14 protein-coding genes and 2 rRNA genes are annotated in these 15,656 nt (G+C 62.6%); all 16 read left to right on the plus strand.

Features of this window, described 5'->3' with window-relative positions; all coding sequences use genetic code 11:
- Positions 1-1,030: ribosomal RNA gene (locus tag ACFQ6Y_RS05150) — 23S ribosomal RNA — on the plus strand; the annotation flags it as partial.
- Between the two features lie 158 nt (positions 1,031-1,188).
- Positions 1,189-1,305 (plus strand): 5S ribosomal RNA (rrf, locus tag ACFQ6Y_RS05155).
- Positions 1,306-1,366: 61 nt separating this feature from the next.
- Complete coding sequence (locus ACFQ6Y_RS05160) at positions 1,367-2,308, plus strand: hypothetical protein (RefSeq protein WP_317552734.1); 942 nt, start codon at positions 1,367-1,369, stop codon at positions 2,306-2,308.
- Positions 2,305-3,288, plus strand: a complete 984-nt coding sequence (locus ACFQ6Y_RS05165) for an HAD-IIA family hydrolase (RefSeq protein WP_378629837.1) — start codon at positions 2,305-2,307, stop codon at positions 3,286-3,288. Before ACFQ6Y_RS05160 ends, ACFQ6Y_RS05165 begins: the two co-directional genes overlap by 4 nt.
- Before the next feature lie 76 nt (positions 3,289-3,364).
- Complete coding sequence (locus ACFQ6Y_RS05170) at positions 3,365-3,607, plus strand: hypothetical protein (protein WP_378629841.1); 243 nt, start codon at positions 3,365-3,367, stop codon at positions 3,605-3,607.
- A gap of 1 nt (position 3,608) precedes the next feature.
- Positions 3,609-4,448, plus strand: a complete 840-nt coding sequence (locus ACFQ6Y_RS05175; protein ID WP_378629844.1) for a TlyA family RNA methyltransferase — start codon at positions 3,609-3,611, stop codon at positions 4,446-4,448.
- Positions 4,445-5,392, plus strand: coding sequence for an NAD kinase (locus ACFQ6Y_RS05180; protein WP_378446109.1), 948 nt, complete (start codon positions 4,445-4,447; stop codon positions 5,390-5,392). Before ACFQ6Y_RS05175 ends, ACFQ6Y_RS05180 begins: the two co-directional genes overlap by 4 nt.
- A gap of 2 nt (positions 5,393-5,394) precedes the next feature.
- The gene (gene recN, locus ACFQ6Y_RS05185; protein ID WP_378629881.1) at positions 5,395-7,173 is read left to right on the plus strand and encodes a DNA repair protein RecN; all 1,779 of its coding nucleotides are present in this window, start codon (positions 5,395-5,397) and stop codon (positions 7,171-7,173) included.
- A gap of 86 nt (positions 7,174-7,259) precedes the next feature.
- Positions 7,260-8,444, plus strand: coding sequence for a putative cytokinetic ring protein SteA (gene steA, locus ACFQ6Y_RS05190; RefSeq protein WP_378446107.1), 1,185 nt, complete (start codon positions 7,260-7,262; stop codon positions 8,442-8,444).
- Positions 8,441-9,394, plus strand: a complete 954-nt coding sequence (locus ACFQ6Y_RS05195) for a copper transporter (RefSeq protein WP_378629884.1) — start codon at positions 8,441-8,443, stop codon at positions 9,392-9,394. The genes steA and ACFQ6Y_RS05195 overlap by 4 nt, the downstream gene beginning before the upstream one ends.
- 156 nt (positions 9,395-9,550) lie before the next feature.
- Positions 9,551-11,311 carry a CTP synthase gene (locus ACFQ6Y_RS05200; protein WP_003946139.1) on the plus strand — a complete coding sequence of 587 codons (1,761 nt, stop codon included), beginning with the start codon at positions 9,551-9,553 and terminating at the stop codon, positions 11,309-11,311.
- Between the two features lie 6 nt (positions 11,312-11,317).
- Complete coding sequence (locus ACFQ6Y_RS05205) at positions 11,318-11,950, plus strand: NUDIX domain-containing protein (protein ID WP_378629889.1); 633 nt, start codon at positions 11,318-11,320, stop codon at positions 11,948-11,950.
- A 1-nt stretch (position 11,951) separates the two neighbouring features.
- Positions 11,952-12,875, plus strand: coding sequence for a site-specific tyrosine recombinase XerD (xerD, locus tag ACFQ6Y_RS05210; protein ID WP_378629892.1), 924 nt, complete (start codon positions 11,952-11,954; stop codon positions 12,873-12,875).
- A 143-nt stretch (positions 12,876-13,018) separates the two neighbouring features.
- On the plus strand, positions 13,019-14,032 hold the full coding sequence (locus ACFQ6Y_RS05215; protein ID WP_378629896.1) for a ParA family protein: 1,014 nt from the start codon (positions 13,019-13,021) through the stop codon (positions 14,030-14,032).
- A complete protein-coding gene (locus ACFQ6Y_RS05220) occupies positions 14,032-14,904 on the plus strand; it encodes a segregation and condensation protein A (RefSeq protein WP_378629898.1) in 873 nt (290 codons plus the stop codon). The genes ACFQ6Y_RS05215 and ACFQ6Y_RS05220 overlap by 1 nt, the downstream gene beginning before the upstream one ends.
- A complete protein-coding gene (scpB, locus tag ACFQ6Y_RS05225) occupies positions 14,901-15,629 on the plus strand; it encodes an SMC-Scp complex subunit ScpB (protein WP_378629902.1) in 729 nt (242 codons plus the stop codon). Before ACFQ6Y_RS05220 ends, scpB begins: the two co-directional genes overlap by 4 nt.
- Positions 15,630-15,656 lie beyond the last annotated feature (27 nt).

Here is a 15,656-nt window from a genome sequence, read left to right on the forward strand (position 1 = left end):
GGAGCGAAGCTGAGAATTTAAGCCCCAGTAAACGGCGGTGGTAACTATAACCATCCTAAGGTAGCGAAATTCCTTGTCGGGTAAGTTCCGACCTGCACGAATGGCGTAACGACTTCTCAGCTGTCTCAACCGTAGACTCGGCGAAATTGCATTACGAGTAAAGATGCTCGTTACGCGCGGCAGGACGAAAAGACCCCGGGACCTTCACTACAGCTTGGTATTGGTGTTCGGTTCGGTTTGTGTAGGATAGGTGGGAGACTGTGAAACGGTGACGCCAGTTATCGTGGAGTCGTTGTTGAAATACCACTCTGATCGAATTGGACCTCTAACCTCGGACCATGATCTGGTTCAGGGACAGTGCCTGGTGGGTAGTTTAACTGGGGCGGTTGCCTCCCAAAATGTAACGGAGGCGCCCAAAGGTTCCCTCAGCCTGGTTGGCAATCAGGTGTCGAGTGCAAGTGCACAAGGGAGCTTGACTGTGAGACTGACAGGTCGAGCAGGGACGAAAGTCGGGACTAGTGATCCGGCACCGGCAAGTGGAAGCGGTGTCGCTCAACGGATAAAAGGTACCCCGGGGATAACAGGCTGATCTTCCCCAAGAGTCCATATCGACGGGATGGTTTGGCACCTCGATGTCGGCTCGTCGCATCCTGGGGCTGGAGTAGGTCCCAAGGGTTGGGCTGTTCGCCCATTAAAGCGGCACGCGAGCTGGGTTTAGAACGTCGTGAGACAGTTCGGTCTCTATCCGCCGCGCGCGTTAGAAACTTGAGGAAGGCTGTCCCTAGTACGAGAGGACCGGGACGGACGAACCTCTGGTGTGCCAGTTGTTCCGCCAGGAGCACCGCTGGTTAGCTACGTTCGGAAGGGATAACCGCTGAAAGCATCTAAGCGGGAAGCCTGTTCCAAGATGAGGTTTCTCACCCCCTCGAGGGGGTAAGGCCCCCGGCAGACCACCGGGTTGATAGGCCAGAACTGGAAGTGCAGTAATGCATGCAGGTGACTGGTACTAATAGGCCGAGGACTTACCACAAAGAAGCTACGCGTCCACTGTGCGGTATCTGAAACAACACACAGATACTGATGAGAAACATGATTTCTCCGTCATCCATCCACCCGGCAACGGGTTCGGGTTGGTGCACGGTGAAACCAGGTGATCGAAGGTTGGTTACTGTGACAGTTTCATAGAGTTACGGCGGTCATAGCGAAGGGGAAACGCCCGGTCCCATTCCGAACCCGGAAGCTAAGCCCTTCAGCGCCGATGGTACTGCACTCGACAGGGTGTGGGAGAGTAGGACACCGCCGAACACCCGTTAACCGAAAGGGGACCCAACATATTGGGTCCCCTTTCGTGCGTTGTATGAGAGGAATGACTGTGTCGGAGAATGGCGACGAGCGTCGGTCCTTCCGTGGGGGAGGAGCGCCTCGATCAGGTGGCCCCCGTCGTGACAACGACGGGCGTGGATCACGCGGCGCTGCAGGCGGAGACCGCCGCGGTGGTGCCGGAGACAACAACCGTGGCGGGGCTGGAAACAGCAATCGCGGCGGCGGATTCAGTGGCGGACAGCGCCGCGGCGGCGAGGGTGGGTTCACCCCTCGTGGGCGCGACGGCGACCGCAACCGTCAGCAAGCACGACCTGACGAACCAGATTTGCCCGACAACGTAGAGCCCACCGAGTTGGATCCGGCTGTTCGTCGGGATCTGCTCAGCCTCGACAAGGACAACGCCAACACAGTTGCGCGTCACCTCGTCATGGCGGGCAAGCTCGTCGACGAAGACCCGGAACTTGCATTGCTCCACGCTCGCGCTGCTCGTCAGCGTGCCGGCCGCATTGCTGTCGTTCGTGAAGCTGCCGGAATCACTGCCTACCACGCGGGTGAATGGGCCGAGGCTCTCTCCGAGCTCCGTGCTGCCCGTCGAATGGCTGGTGGACCGGGTCTGATCGCTGTCATGGCCGATTGCGAACGCGGTTTGGGTCGACCCGAACGCGCGATCGAACTCGGTCGCAGTGACGAGGCTGCGCTGCTTTCAGGCGACGAGGCTTCGGAGTTGCGGATCGTCGTCGCCGGTGCTCGGATGGATCTCGGACAGTTCGATCAGGCAGTTGTCACACTGCAGACCAAGGATCTTGATGCAGCGCGTACCGGTGAAGCTGCGGCTCGCTTGTTCTACGCGTACGCCGATGCCCTCGTTGCAGCCGGTCGTATCGAAGACGGACTGAAGTGGTTCCTCAACGCTGCAGCTGCAGACCTCGAGGGTGACACGGATGCTGAAGAACGGGTGGCCGAGTTGACCGGAGAAGATCAGTGACCGTGCTTCGTATCCAGTACGACGTACTTTTGCTCGATCTCGACGGCACGCTGTACGCCGGAGCTCATGCGATTCCCGGTACCCAGGCTGCTTTGGCTCAAGGCTCGCAGGCTTTGTATTACGTGACCAACAACGCAAGTCGCTCACCTTCGGCAGTGTCGGCGCACCTGACCGAACTCGGTTTCGATTCCGAAGACGATCGTGTGGTCACCAGTTCCCAGACTGCCGTGCGTCTGTTGGCGGAGCGCCTCGAACCCGGTGCCGCTGTTCTGGTCGTCGGCACCGACGCGCTTGCGGACGAGGTGACGCGTGTCGGATTGCTGCCGGTTCGTGAGTTCGCGGATTCCCCGGTTGCTGTCGTTCAAGGACATTCGACGGAGACCAACTGGTCGATCCTTGCCGAAGCATGTCTGGCGATCAGGGCCGGCGCGCTGTGGGTGGCTGCGAACCTGGACACCACACTGCCGTCGGAACGGGGTTTGGTTCTCGGCAACGGCTCGATGGTGGCGGCTCTGCGCGCTGCGACGAGGCAGGAGCCCCTGGTCGCCGGTAAGCCTGCTGCACCTCTGATGGAGGATGCGCTAGCTCGCAGCGGGTGTTCGCGCCCTCTGGTGGTCGGCGACCGTTTGGACACCGATATCGAAGGCGCACATGCTGTTTCGATCGACTCGCTGTTGGTTCTCACCGGTGTGAGCACGCCGGGTGACGTACTGCGGGCTCCGATTGAGCAGCGTCCCACCTACATTGCAGCAACTCTGGATTCGCTCAATCAGCCGGCCGTCGAGTCGCTGGTCGGTGCGGACTCCAAGTGGTCCGTTTCGGTGAACGGGTCGGCGCTGGTTGTCGACGGCCCGGTTGTCGGGGACGAGATGTCACTTCTACGTGCGGTTGCGCCTGTCGCATGGGCGAATCCGTCGTTCCAGACCCTGGAAGCATCGGATGCCGGCGTGGCGGATCTGTTTGCATCCTGGCTCGTCTGATTTCTCGCAAATGTGTTCGACTCGCGGGGGTGCGGGTGTATGCGTAACCGAGAGTCATGCACTAACGTTGTGCCCGATGAGCACGCCGACCCCGCACCCCGGAAACACGAGTAACGGATCTCCGTTGCCCGGGCCACGCCCTACCGTCGATCCGGAACGCATACGTTCTGACGTCGACTGTTTGATGGCGCGCCTCGGCGGCATCGAACATGATCCGAACGATCAGCACGGAGCAGGTGTGATTCCGCAGAAGGCACATATTTTGGAACAGGCACACGAGGTGCTCGTCCAGGCACTCGCCTCTGTGGACAGGGCTTGACGTGGCACGTAGAGCACGGGTGGACGCCGAACTGGTCCGGCGCGGACTCGCACGGTCGCGAGATCATGCGCAAGAACTGATTTCCGCCGGCCGAGTTCTCATCTCGGGAGCGGTTGCTACCAAGCCTGCGACGGCGATCGAAGCCGGTACTCCGCTTCGGGTCGTCGAGGTGGAGCAGGAAGTCTCATGGGCTTCGCGAGGGGCGCATAAATTGATCGGCGCCCTAGACGCTTTCGGGTCCGAAGGATTGACGGTCGAAGGCCGACGCTGCCTCGACGCCGGCGCATCCACCGGTGGGTTCACCGATGTTCTGCTGACGCGTGGTGCGAAGGAAGTTGTCGCAGTCGACGTCGGTTACGGACAACTGGTGTGGCGGCTGCAGTCCGACGACCGGGTGCACGTCATCGACCGAACCAATGTTCGTGCAATTGATGCGGAGACCATCGGCGGAACGGTCGATCTGGTTGTGGCGGATCTGTCGTTCATATCTCTCAAGCTCGTGCTCGGTGCGTTTGTCGCCTGTACTGCTGATGGTGCGGACCTGGTTCCGATGGTCAAGCCTCAGTTCGAGGTGGGCAAGGACCGCGTCGGTGCCGGTGGCGTCGTACGCGATCCGGAATTGCGAATTTCCGCTGTGCTCGACGTGTCGGAGGCTGCTGCAAAGGTAGGCCTGCGGACGTTAGGTGTGGTGGCCAGCCCATTGCCCGGTCCGTCGGGAAACGTCGAGTATTTCCTGTGGCTTCGAAAGACAGGTACGCCCGGTGATCACGAGCCGGACACCGAGGGAATTCCTTCGGTGGAGGACATGATTCGCAAGGCTGTAGAGGAAGGGCCCCAGTGAACGCGGTCACGAACGGCGAGTCGCGCGAGATCCTTCTTGTCGCACATCCCGGCCGACGCGACATCACGGAAACCGCCAAGCGAGTCGGAAAGATCTTCGAGCGCGCGGGAATCGGACTGCGAGTCCTCGTCGACGAAGCAGACAGTTCGCGCATCGAAGCAATGACGGAACCCGCGGGATTCTCTGCGCCGGGTCTCGACGTCACGGTTGTTCATCCCAGCCCTGATGCTGCCGTCGGATGCGAGTTGGTACTGGTTCTCGGTGGCGACGGCACATTTCTTCGCGCCGCCGAACTCGCGCAAGAAGCGTCCATCCCGGTATTGGGCATCAATCTCGGACGGATCGGATTTCTGGCAGAGACCGAGGCCGAGCATCTCGACGAGGCTCTCGCACAGGTAGTTCGGAAGGAGTATCGCGTCGAGTCCCGCATGACACTCGACGTCGTGATTCGGGTGGATGACGAAATCATCGACCGCGGGTGGGCGCTCAACGAAGCCAGTATCGAGAACCGTTCGCGTCTCGGTGTTCTCGAAGTTGTTCTCGAAGTCGACGGCCGACCCGTTTCTGCCTTCGGTTGCGACGGCGTTCTCGTGTCCACTCCGACCGGCTCGACCGCCTATGCATTTTCCGCAGGCGGCCCCGTCGTGTGGCCTGAACTCGAAGCATTGCTCGTCGTACCCAGCAACGCGCATGCGCTGTTCGCGCGGCCGTTGGTCACGAGCCCGAATTCGATCATCGCGGTGGAGACCGTCGCCGGTAGCCACGACGGCCTGGTCTTCTGTGACGGCCGTCGTACGTTGGAACTGCCTGCCGGCGCCCGTGTCGAGGTCGTTCGCGGCGCCACTCCCGTCAAGTGGGTCCGGTTGGACTCTGCGCCCTTCGCTGATCGGATGGTTCGCAAGTTCGAGCTTCCGGTTACCGGATGGCGAGGAAGGAAGCCTTAATCGTGCTCGCAGAGATCCGTATCGACAGTCTTGGTGTGATCTCCGAGGCCAGCGCCCAGTTTCACGAGGGCCTGACCGTCCTGACCGGTGAAACCGGCGCGGGTAAAACGATGGTCGTCACGAGCTTGCACCTCCTCAGCGGAGCGCGAGCCGATGCCGGTCGGGTGCGGTTGGGTGCGTCGCGAGCCGTCGTCGAGGGACGATTCATCGCCGACGACGTTTCACCGGCCACCGAGCGTGAAATCGTCCGAATCTTGGAATCGTCCGGCGCCGAGCGCGACGAGGACGGGACCATCATCGCCGTACGCACCGTCGGGAGCGACGGGCGTTCACGTGCACATCTCGGCGGTCGAAGCGTGCCGGCGGGGGTTCTTTCCGAATTCACGGATCCGCTTCTGACGGTTCACGGACAGAACGATCAGCTGCGTTTGCTTCGTCCCGACCAGCAACGCAATGCGCTGGACCGCTTCGGGGACAAGGCAATCGGAACGCTCCTGACGCGGTATCGCAAACACCGTCGTGAGTGGCTGGATGCTCGTTCGGAGTTGATCGAGCGCACGTCGAAGGCTCGTGAACTGGCGCAAGAGGCAGACCAGTTGACCTTCGCGCTCAACGAAATCGACGGCGTGGCACCCGAGCCGGGTGAGGATACGGCGATCGTTGCCGAGGTGCGTCGACTCAGCGAACTCGATTCACTCCGCTCCGCTGCCGAAGAGGCGCACGCTGCGCTCGCCGGGAGTGACGATATGGCCAGCGGTGACGTCGGGGTCATGCCGGCGCTCGACCTGATGTCCGAAGCGCGAGCGCGTATCGAGTCGGTCACCGATGCCGATCTGGACGGCCTCGGTTCCCGTTTGGCCGACGCTATTGCCGTCGTCACCGATGTTGCCGGAGACCTCAACACCTATCTCTCCGGGCTACCCGCCGATCCGGGTGCTCTGGACTCGCTGCTGTCGCGGCAGTCCGAACTGAAGACTCTGACTCGCAAGTACGCCGCCGATGTCGACGGTGTTCTCGAATGGGCGGATACCGCTCGCGCTCGTCTGTCCAAACTCGACGTGTCCTCGGATGCGTTGTCGCTGTTGGCCAAGCAGGTCGAGGAAACGGCTGGACTGACCGCGGAGGCAGCTACCAAGCTGAGCGCCGCCAGAGTCAAGGCGGCGGCAAAGCTCGCCAAGGCTGTCAGCGCGGAACTCGCCGGTCTGGCGATGGGGCGTGCGGGCCTCGAGGTGACGGTTCGTTCGCAGCCTGCGGGCCCGCAGGATTCGGCGCCGCTCAGTGTCGGGGGAGTAGACCTGCATGCCGGATCTGCCGGCGTCGACGAGGTGGAATTTCGTCTGTCCGCGCACAGTGGGGCGCCCTCGTTGCCCATCAGTAAGAGCGCTTCCGGCGGCGAGCTTTCGCGCGTCATGCTTGCGCTCGAGGTGGTTCTCGCCGGTAGCGACACCGGCGCGACGATGGTTTTCGACGAGGTGGACGCTGGGGTCGGTGGCCGTGCTGCCGTCGAGATCGGCCGCCGATTGGCGAAACTCGCTCGGACGCATCAGGTTATCGTCGTCACTCACCTTCCGCAGGTCGCTGCGTTTGCCGACACCCACCTCGTGGTGGACAAGGTGGACGACAAGGGCGGAGTGATCAGCAGTGGTGTGCGGACATTGTCGGATTCTGATCGTGTGGTCGAGTTGGCCCGTATGTTGGCAGGATTGGACGACACCGAGACCGGGCGTGCACACGCCGAAGAACTGCTCGAGATCGCGAATGCGGCCCGCGTCACAGATTGAAGGTTCTGTGGTGTTGGTGTGACTGATGTGGTAGTTGTCGGCGCGCCTCCACCGGTCAAGGCGGTTTCAGGTTCATCATCGAAGCCATGAAGATGCCCGGATTGCTCTCACGTAACACCGAATCCTTGCCTGGGATCAGTGGCATCGCCAGGGCCGATCGGAACACGGCGAAGCTTTTACGCCGTGTCGGTCCTGGAGACATCGTGATCCTCGACGAAGTCGACATCGATCGCCGGACCGCCGATGCTCTGGTGAAAGCCGGTGTCATGGCCGTGGTCAACGCGTCGCCGTCGATTTCGGGGCGCTACCCCAACCTCGGACCGGAAGTGATCGTCGCCAATGACATCGTTCTGATCGATGCCGTTGACGGTGACGTCTTCAAGAACGTCAAGGACGGCAGCAAGATCCGCCTGCACGAGGGCGAGGTCTTCAACGGCGAGAAGAGTCTCGTCAAGGGTGAAGAGCAGACCGAGGCCGAGATCTCCGACCGGATGATCGAGGCCAAGACCGGCCTGGTCGATCACCTCGAAGCGTTCTCGGGCAACACCATCGAGTTCATCCGCACCGAAAGTCCGTTGCTCATCGACGGAATCGGCGTCCCGGACATCGACATCGATTTGAAGGATCGCCACGTCGTGGTCGTTTCAGACGGCCCCGAACACGAGGCCGATCTGAAAAACCTCAAGCCCTTCATCAAGGAGTACTCGCCGATTCTGATCGGTGTCGGTGCAGGTGCGGACGTGTTGAGCAAGGCCGGATACCGCCCCGATCTGATCGTGGGCGACCCGGAAGAAATCACCAGTTCCACCCTCAAGTCCGGAGCCGAAGTTGTTCTGCCCGCAGACCAGGACGGTCATGCTGCAGGACTTTCCCGAATCCAGGATCTCGGTATCGGGGCGATGACGTTCCCCGCGACCTGCTCACCGACCGACCTTGCTCTGCTCCTTGCCGATCATCACGGGGCTTCGCTGATCGTGACTGTCGGCAACGTGGTGTCCTTGGACGAATTCTTCGACCGCGGACGCCGTGAAAGCAATCCGTCGGCATTCATGACGCGCCTCAAAGTGGGACCGAAACTGGTCGACGCCAAGGCCGTCGCAACGCTGTATCGAAGTCGAGTGTCCGGTGGCGCGATCGCGCTCCTGGTGCTTGCCGCCCTGGTGGCAGTGATCGTCGCCCTGGTCGTGTCCAATGCCGGTAGTGAAGTTCTCGACTGGGCAGTCGCAACGTGGAACAGCTTCGCGCTGTGGGTTCAGGGGCTCTTCAAGTGATTTCGATGCGTCAACATGCAATTTCCATAGCGGCAATCTTCCTGGCACTCGCGATCGGCGTGGTGCTGGGTTCCGGAATGCTGTCCAGTGGATTGCTTTCGGGTCTGCGTGACGACAAGGCAAGCCTGCAGAACGAGATCGAAGACCTCAATCAACAGTCCAATCAGCTTCAGCAGCAACTCAATTCCGCGGACGGCTTCGATGCCGCTGTCGGTGGTCGCGTCGTGCGTGACAGTCTCGCTGGTCGCACCGTCGTCGTCATCACAGCACCGGACGCCGATCCCGGTGATCTCGACGGTGTCAACCGACTCGTCACTGCCGCCGGCGGCGCCGTGACCGGACGTGTCTCGCTCACCGATTCGTTTGTCGACGCCACGGGCGGTGACCGCTTGCGGACCGTCGTCACCAACGTCATTCCTGCAGGCATCACCCTCAAGACCGGTGCGGTCGATCAGGGCAGTCTCGCGGGCGATCTGCTCGGTTCGGTTCTGCTTCTCAACGGGCAGAGCAGCGAACCGCAGAGCACTCCGGAGGAGATGAATCTCGCGCTCGACTCGCTGCGCAGCGCCGGCTTCATCAGCTACGACGACGGCGCGGTCAAGCCGGCTCAGCTCGCGGTCGTTCTCACCGGCGACAACAAGAGCGAATCCGACGCGGCCACGGGTAACCGCGGCGCCGTCATCGCCCGGTTTGCGGGTGCTCTCGACGGGCGCGGCGCAGGAACGATTCTCGCGGGTCGGCCCGGCTCGGCCGAGGGCAGTGGTCCGGTTGCCGTCGCCCGTGCGGATGCGGCGCTCTCAGCGGGCTTGACGACTATCGACAACATCGATCGGGAGTCGGGCAAGATCACGACGCCGTTGGCACTGCAGGAACAGTTGAACGGCGGCGCCGGCCGCTACGGCACGGGACCGGGAGCGGCGGCGGTTACCGTCGGCGCACCCACCAACTGAACACCTCGGTATTGATACGCCGGTCACATCGGGGGCGGAAAGTCGGCGCGTTGTAGGCACCGACCCCCGATAGGTGTTACCGTGAAATCCCGTGGGTCGGCAGGCCCCAGCATGCTTCATCAGACCAAGCCCTGCACAGTCGTCACGGGAGCCCCTTTGCCACAGTCACGCACTAACACGCGTACCGCCACCAAGCACATCTTCGTCAGCGGAGGTGTAGCTTCCTCGCTCGGCAAAGGTTTGACCGCCTCGAGTCTGGGACAGTTGTTGACCGCGCGGGGAATGCGCGTGACCATGCAGAAGCTCGATCCCTATCTCAATGTGGATCCGGGCACCATGAACCCCTTCCAGCACGGCGAGGTCTTCGTTACCGAAGACGGTGCCGAGACCGACCTCGACGTCGGACACTACGAGCGGTTCCTCGACCGTGACCTCTCCGGCCAGGCGAACGTCACCACCGGCCAGGTGTACTCGACGGTCATCGCCAAGGAACGCCGCGGCGAGTACCTCGGTGACACCGTTCAGGTCATCCCGCACATCACCGACGAGATCAAGCGTCGCATCCTCGAGATGAGCGGTCCGGATCTGCAGGGACACCGCCCGGACGTCGTGATCACCGAAATCGGTGGAACCGTCGGCGATATCGAATCGCAGCCCTTCCTCGAAGCCGCTCGCCAGGTCCGCCACGACGTCGGCCGCGACAACGTCTTTTTCCTGCACGTCTCCCTCGTGCCGTACCTCGGCCCCTCCGGAGAACTCAAGACCAAGCCCACGCAGCACTCGGTTGCGTCGTTGCGCAGCATCGGCATTCAGCCCGACGCGCTGATCCTTCGTTGCGATCGTGACGTTCCGCAGGGCCTCAAGAACAAGATCGCCCTGATGTGCGACGTGGACGTCGACGCCTGCATCTCGACGCCCGACGCTCCCTCGATCTACGACATCCCGAAGGTTCTGCACCGTGAGGGCCTCGACGCTTACGTCGTTCGCCAGCTGGGTCTCCCGTTCCGCGACGTCGACTGGACCGTGTGGGGCAACCTCCTCGATCGTGTTCACCAGCCGCGCGAGACCGTGCGCGTCGCATTGGTCGGCAAGTACGTCGACCTGCCCGACGCATACCTCTCCGTCACCGAGGCACTGCGCGCCGGTGGATTCGCGAACCGGTCCAAGGTCGAGATCTCCTGGGTCCCGTCGGACGCCTGTGAGACCGAAGCCGGAGCGCAGGCCGCTCTCGGTGACGTCGACGGTGTTCTGATCCCCGGTGGCTTCGGCATCCGCGGCATCGAAGGCAAGCTCGGCGCGATCCGTTTCGCACGTTCGCGCAAGCTGCCGCTGCTGGGTCTGTGCCTGGGTCTGCAGTGCGTCGTCATCGAAGCTGCTCGTAGCGTCGGCCTCGACGATGCCAACTCGGCCGAGTTCGAGCCGGACACCAAGCACCCGGTCATCTCGACGATGGCTGATCAGGAAGACGTCATCGCCGGTGACGCCGACCTCGGTGGCACCATGCGTCTGGGTGCTTACCCGGCCGTGCTGACCAAGGGTTCCGTCGTCGCTCAGGCCTACGGAACCGAGGACGTTTCCGAGCGTCACCGTCACCGCTACGAGGTCAACAACACCTACCGCGATCGGATTGCCAAGTCCGGCTTGCAGTTCAGCGGAACCTCACCGGACGGCCACCTGGTCGAGTTCGTCGAGTACCCGCGTGAGCAGCACCCGTTCTTCGTTGCCACCCAGGCACACCCGGAGCTCAAGAGCCGCCCGACGCGCCCGCACCCGCTGTTCGCCGCCTTCGTCGAAGCAGCGTTGACGTACAAGCTCGAAGAGCGCCTGCCCGTCGACGTCCACGGTGACGAGAAGATCGACACCGCCGCCACCGAGACGGCGCTCGACGCTGCAGTCGAGAACGTGGAAAAGGTCTAGCCACATATGAGCGATCCCGGTCGGCACGAATTCGACACCCTCGGCTCCAAGACGGTCTACACCGGCGCGATCATCGCGTTGCGCGTCGACACCGTTGCGATGCCTGGTGGGCAGCGTGCCGATCGGGAAGTCGTCGAGCATCACGGCGCCGTTGCCGTCGTGGCACTGGACGAGCGCGACAATATTGTGCTGATTCACCAGTACCGTCACCCGCTCGGGCACCGGTTGTGGGAAATCCCCGCCGGTCTGCTCGACGCTCCGGGGGAGAGCCCGGTCGAGGCGGCAGCGCGCGAGCTGGGCGAAGAAACCGGACTCGGCGCCGATCGATGGTCGGTGCTGGTCGATGTCGCTCTCTCACCCGGGTTCACGGACGAGGCGGTTCGCGTCTTCCTCGCCGAGGGGCTGCACGAGGTGAAGCGAGACGATCCCGAACACGAAGAAGCCGATCTCGAGATTTCGCGGGTTCCGCTCGCCGACGCCGTCGACATGGCGCTGCGCGGCGACATCGTCAATGCCACAGCGGTATCGGGCATACTCGCGATCGCCACCGCACGCGCGACGGGCAAGCCGCTGCGCCCCGCCGACGCACCGTGGCCCGATCGTCCTCGCGCATTCGGAGAACGCAAGTCGCGAGCCTGAAGTGCTTGCCCGACAGGTGGACTCGTATCTCGACCATCTAGCGGTCGAGCGAGGATCGGCGCGCAACACTCTACTTTCGTATCGCCGCGACCTGAATCGGTATGCGGAGTACCTGAACGCCCGCGGCATCGACGACGTCGCGGGCGTGACGGAAAACGACGTCACCGAATTCGTGACACATCTGCGACTCGGTGACTCCGAGGCCGGCGTCGTACCGTTGGCGGCCAGTTCGACAGCACGCACCCTGATCGCGGTTCGCGGATTCCACAAGTTTTCCGCCGCCGAGGGTCTGGTCAGCGTCGACGTGGCCCGAACGGTCAAGCCGCCGACGCCCGGACGCAAGCTGCCCAAGGCCCTGCCTCTCGACGACGTGATTGCCCTGCTCGACGCTTCGGGTGGCGGTGCTGCCGGTGACGGGCCCCGCGACCTGCGGGATCGCGCTCTGCTCGAGCTCCTGTACTCGACCGGAGCGCGAATCACCGAAGCGATCGATCTGGACGTCGACGACATCGATACCGAAACCCGTTCCGTGCTCCTCAAAGGCAAGGGCGGAAAGCAACGGATCGTCCCCGTCGGCAGGCCTGCGATCGCCGCCGTAGACGCGTATCTCGTCCGTGGGCGCCCCAGCCTGGCGACACGCGGTATTCCTGCCCTGTTTCTCAACGCTCGCGGGGGCCGCCTGTCGCGTCAAAGCGCGTGGCAGATTCTTCAGGATGCGGCGGCCTCGGCCGGAATCAAGGCGGACGTCTCACCCCACACGCTCAGGCACTCGTTTGCCACACACCTGCTGGACGGCGGCGCGGACGTACGTGTCGTGCAGGAACTCCTTGGCCACGCTTCGGTAACCACCACGCAGATCTACACACTGGTCACCGTCACCGCGTTGCGCGAAGTGTGGGCTCAGGCACACCCGCGTGCCCGTTAGGGGTTGGTTGGCTCATGCGTGTCTGCGAGACCATTCGGTGATGTAAGCGGTAGCGTTCAAGGAGCGCGAGCGGCCTCCACCGCAGTTTCGGGGGTTTGCCGGCGCCGAGAGCAACCGCCGAAAGAGTAGGGGAGCATCGGACCGTGTCGACATCGCAGCCACCAGCGGCGGAGTCCGCGCCGCCGCATGTCAATGCCCAACTCTTCGAGCGCGTGAACGAATCAGCACCAGCTGTACCCTCCGAACCAGAGGCGATGTTCGAAATAGATACGACGCCAGTAGCCTCTCCACCTGCGGAAACCCTGACCGTTTCCGCGGAAGAACTCGGCCCGACAGGCCGACCGGTCCGCGAGGTGCCGCAACCGACACCGTTGGCGCACCACGGACCCGCGATGATCGTCGCGATGTGCAACCAGAAGGGCGGCGTCGGCAAGACGACGTCGACCATCAACCTGGGTGCATCGTTGGCCGAATACGGTCGTCGAGTGCTCCTGGTGGATCTCGATCCCCAAGGCGCGTTGTCTGCCGGACTGGGCGTTCAGCATCATGACCTGGAACTGACCGTCCATAACCTTCTGGTCGAACCACGTGTGTCCATCGACGATGTGTTGATGCGCACTCGGGTAGACGGCCTCGACCTGCTCCCCAGCAACATCGACCTTTCGGCCGCCGAGATCCAATTGGTCACCGAGGTCGGGCGTGAGCAGACCTTGGGGCGCGTGTTGCACCCTGTTCTCGATCGGTACGACTACGTGCTCATCGACTGCCAGCCGTCGCTTGGCCTGCTCACCGTGAATGCGCTGGCCTGCGCCGATTCGGTCATCATTCCGATGGAATGCGAGTACTTCAGCCTGCGCGGCCTGGCACTGCTCAACGACACCGTCGAAAAGGTGCACGACCGTCTCAATCCGAAGCTCGAGTTGGCCGGCATCGTCGTCACGATGTTCGACGCTCGGACCCTGCATGCCCGTGAGGTGATGGCGCGCGTCGTCGAGGTGTTCGGTGACGTCGTTTACGACACAGTGATCAACCGCACCGTTCGATTCCCCGAAACCAGCGTCGCCGGTGAGCCGATCACGACGTGGGCGCCGAAATCGGCTGGGGCCGAGGCATATCGAGCATTGGCCCGCGAGGTCATTCACCGGTCTGGTCGTTAGTGGAACTGATTGCATCGCAAGAAGATTCGGTCGAAATCGAGCCGGATTCGATCGACCCGAACGTGCCGACCGACGCTCAGACCGCAGCCAAGGCTGCCGGTTTCCGAGTCACTCTCAGGAACTTCGAAGGCCCGTTCGATCTGCTGTTGAACCTGATCAATCAACGGCAACTCGATGTCACCGAAGTCGCCCTGCACACCGTCACGGACGATTTCATCGCGTACACCAAGGAACTCGGCAGTGCGATGGGCCTCGATCAGACGACAGAGTTTCTGGTCGTCGCAGCTACGCTTCTGGACCTGAAAGCGGCCAGGCTGTTGCCCGCCGGGCAGGTCGAGGACGCGGAGGATCTCGCGCTTCTCGAAGCCCGCGACCTTCTCTTCGCGCGACTGCTGCAGTACCGAGCGTACAAACAAGTTGCGGCGCTGTTCGGTGAGTTGGAGGAAGCAGCGCTGCGGCGCTATCCGCGCTCGGTTGCCGTCGAGGATCAGTTCACCGAACTCCTGCCCGAGGTGTTGTTGGGCGTCGACCCTCAGCGTTTTGCGGAGATCGCGGCGACGGTGTTCACGCCGCGTCCGGTGCCGACAGTGGGCCTCGATCACCTCCATGTGTCCAATATCTCGATACTCGAGCAGGCCGAGCGAATTCTCGAGTTGCTGCGCGAGCGAGGCATAGGGGAGTGGACACCCTTCGGGGACCTCGTTGCCGAGTGTGAGATCACCGTCGAGATAGTCGCAAGATTTCTCGCGTTGCTCGAACTGTATCGCCGGCAGGTCATCGTGTTCGAGCAACCCGAAGCCCTCGGACCGCTGATGGTGAGTTGGACCGGAGACGACCCGGCCGCGCCGGTCACAGAGGAGGACTACGGATGAACGCCGAGCCGACGGAATCGGAATCTTCGCAGCTAGACGAGATGATCGAGCCTGCTGACGACGCCGCGGTTTCCGAAGATTCTGCCCCCGATTTCGACCTCGACGACGATCAACTCGACGCAGTGCTCGAGTCGCTTCTGCTGGTCGTGGATTCACCGGCCGAAGTGAACCAACTCGCATCTGTCACCGGTACCGCACCGGAGCGCGTCGAACAACGCCTGACGTTGATGTCGGCCGCATTGACCGCTCGCGGCAGCGGAATGGACCTTCGCAACGCGGGCGACGGATGGCGTCTGTACACGCGACAAGAGTTTGCCCCGTATGTGGAAAAGCTGCTATTGGACGGCGCACGCACCAAATTGACCAGGGCGGCATTGGAAACTTTGGCCGTAGTCGCATACCGTCAACCGTTGACTCGTGCGCGGATCAGTGCGGTACGAGGCGTCAACGTGGACGGGGTGGTACGCACCCTCCTTGCCCGCGGACTGATCGCGGAAGCCGGGCCGGACCCGGACACCAACGCGACACGGTACTCCACGACCGAACTGTTCCTCGAACGGCTCGGCCTGGCCTCGCTGAGCGAGCTCCCGGAGTTGGCCCCGCTCTTGCCTGATGTCGATCTCATCGACGACATCAGCGAAAGCCTGGAATCCGATCCGCGATTTGCGAGAATGAACAAGGCAGACGTGCCCGCTGACGTAGTGGACACCGAAGTCGACGACTGACCGGAATTCCGGCGGTCGTCAGCACCG

The sequence above is a fragment of the Rhodococcus sp. NPDC056516 genome, from assembly GCF_042794655.1.
GTDB lineage: Bacteria > Actinomycetota > Actinomycetes > Mycobacteriales > Mycobacteriaceae > Rhodococcus_F.

Bases quoted from the DNA above. Each gene is read 5' to 3' on its own strand.
- ACFQ6Y_RS05160 (WP_317552734.1), top strand. From the start codon at position 1,367: ATGACTGTGTCGGAGAATGGCGACGAGCGTCGGTCCTTCCGTGGGGGA.
- ACFQ6Y_RS05170 (WP_378629841.1), top strand. From the start codon at position 3,365: ATGAGCACGCCGACCCCGCACCCCGGAAACACGAGTAACGGATCTCCG.
- steA (WP_378446107.1), top strand. From the start codon at position 7,260: ATGAAGATGCCCGGATTGCTCTCACGTAACACCGAATCCTTGCCTGGG.
- ACFQ6Y_RS05205 (WP_378629889.1), top strand. From the start codon at position 11,318: ATGAGCGATCCCGGTCGGCACGAATTCGACACCCTCGGCTCCAAGACG.
- scpB (WP_378629902.1), top strand. From the start codon at position 14,901: ATGAACGCCGAGCCGACGGAATCGGAATCTTCGCAGCTAGACGAGATG.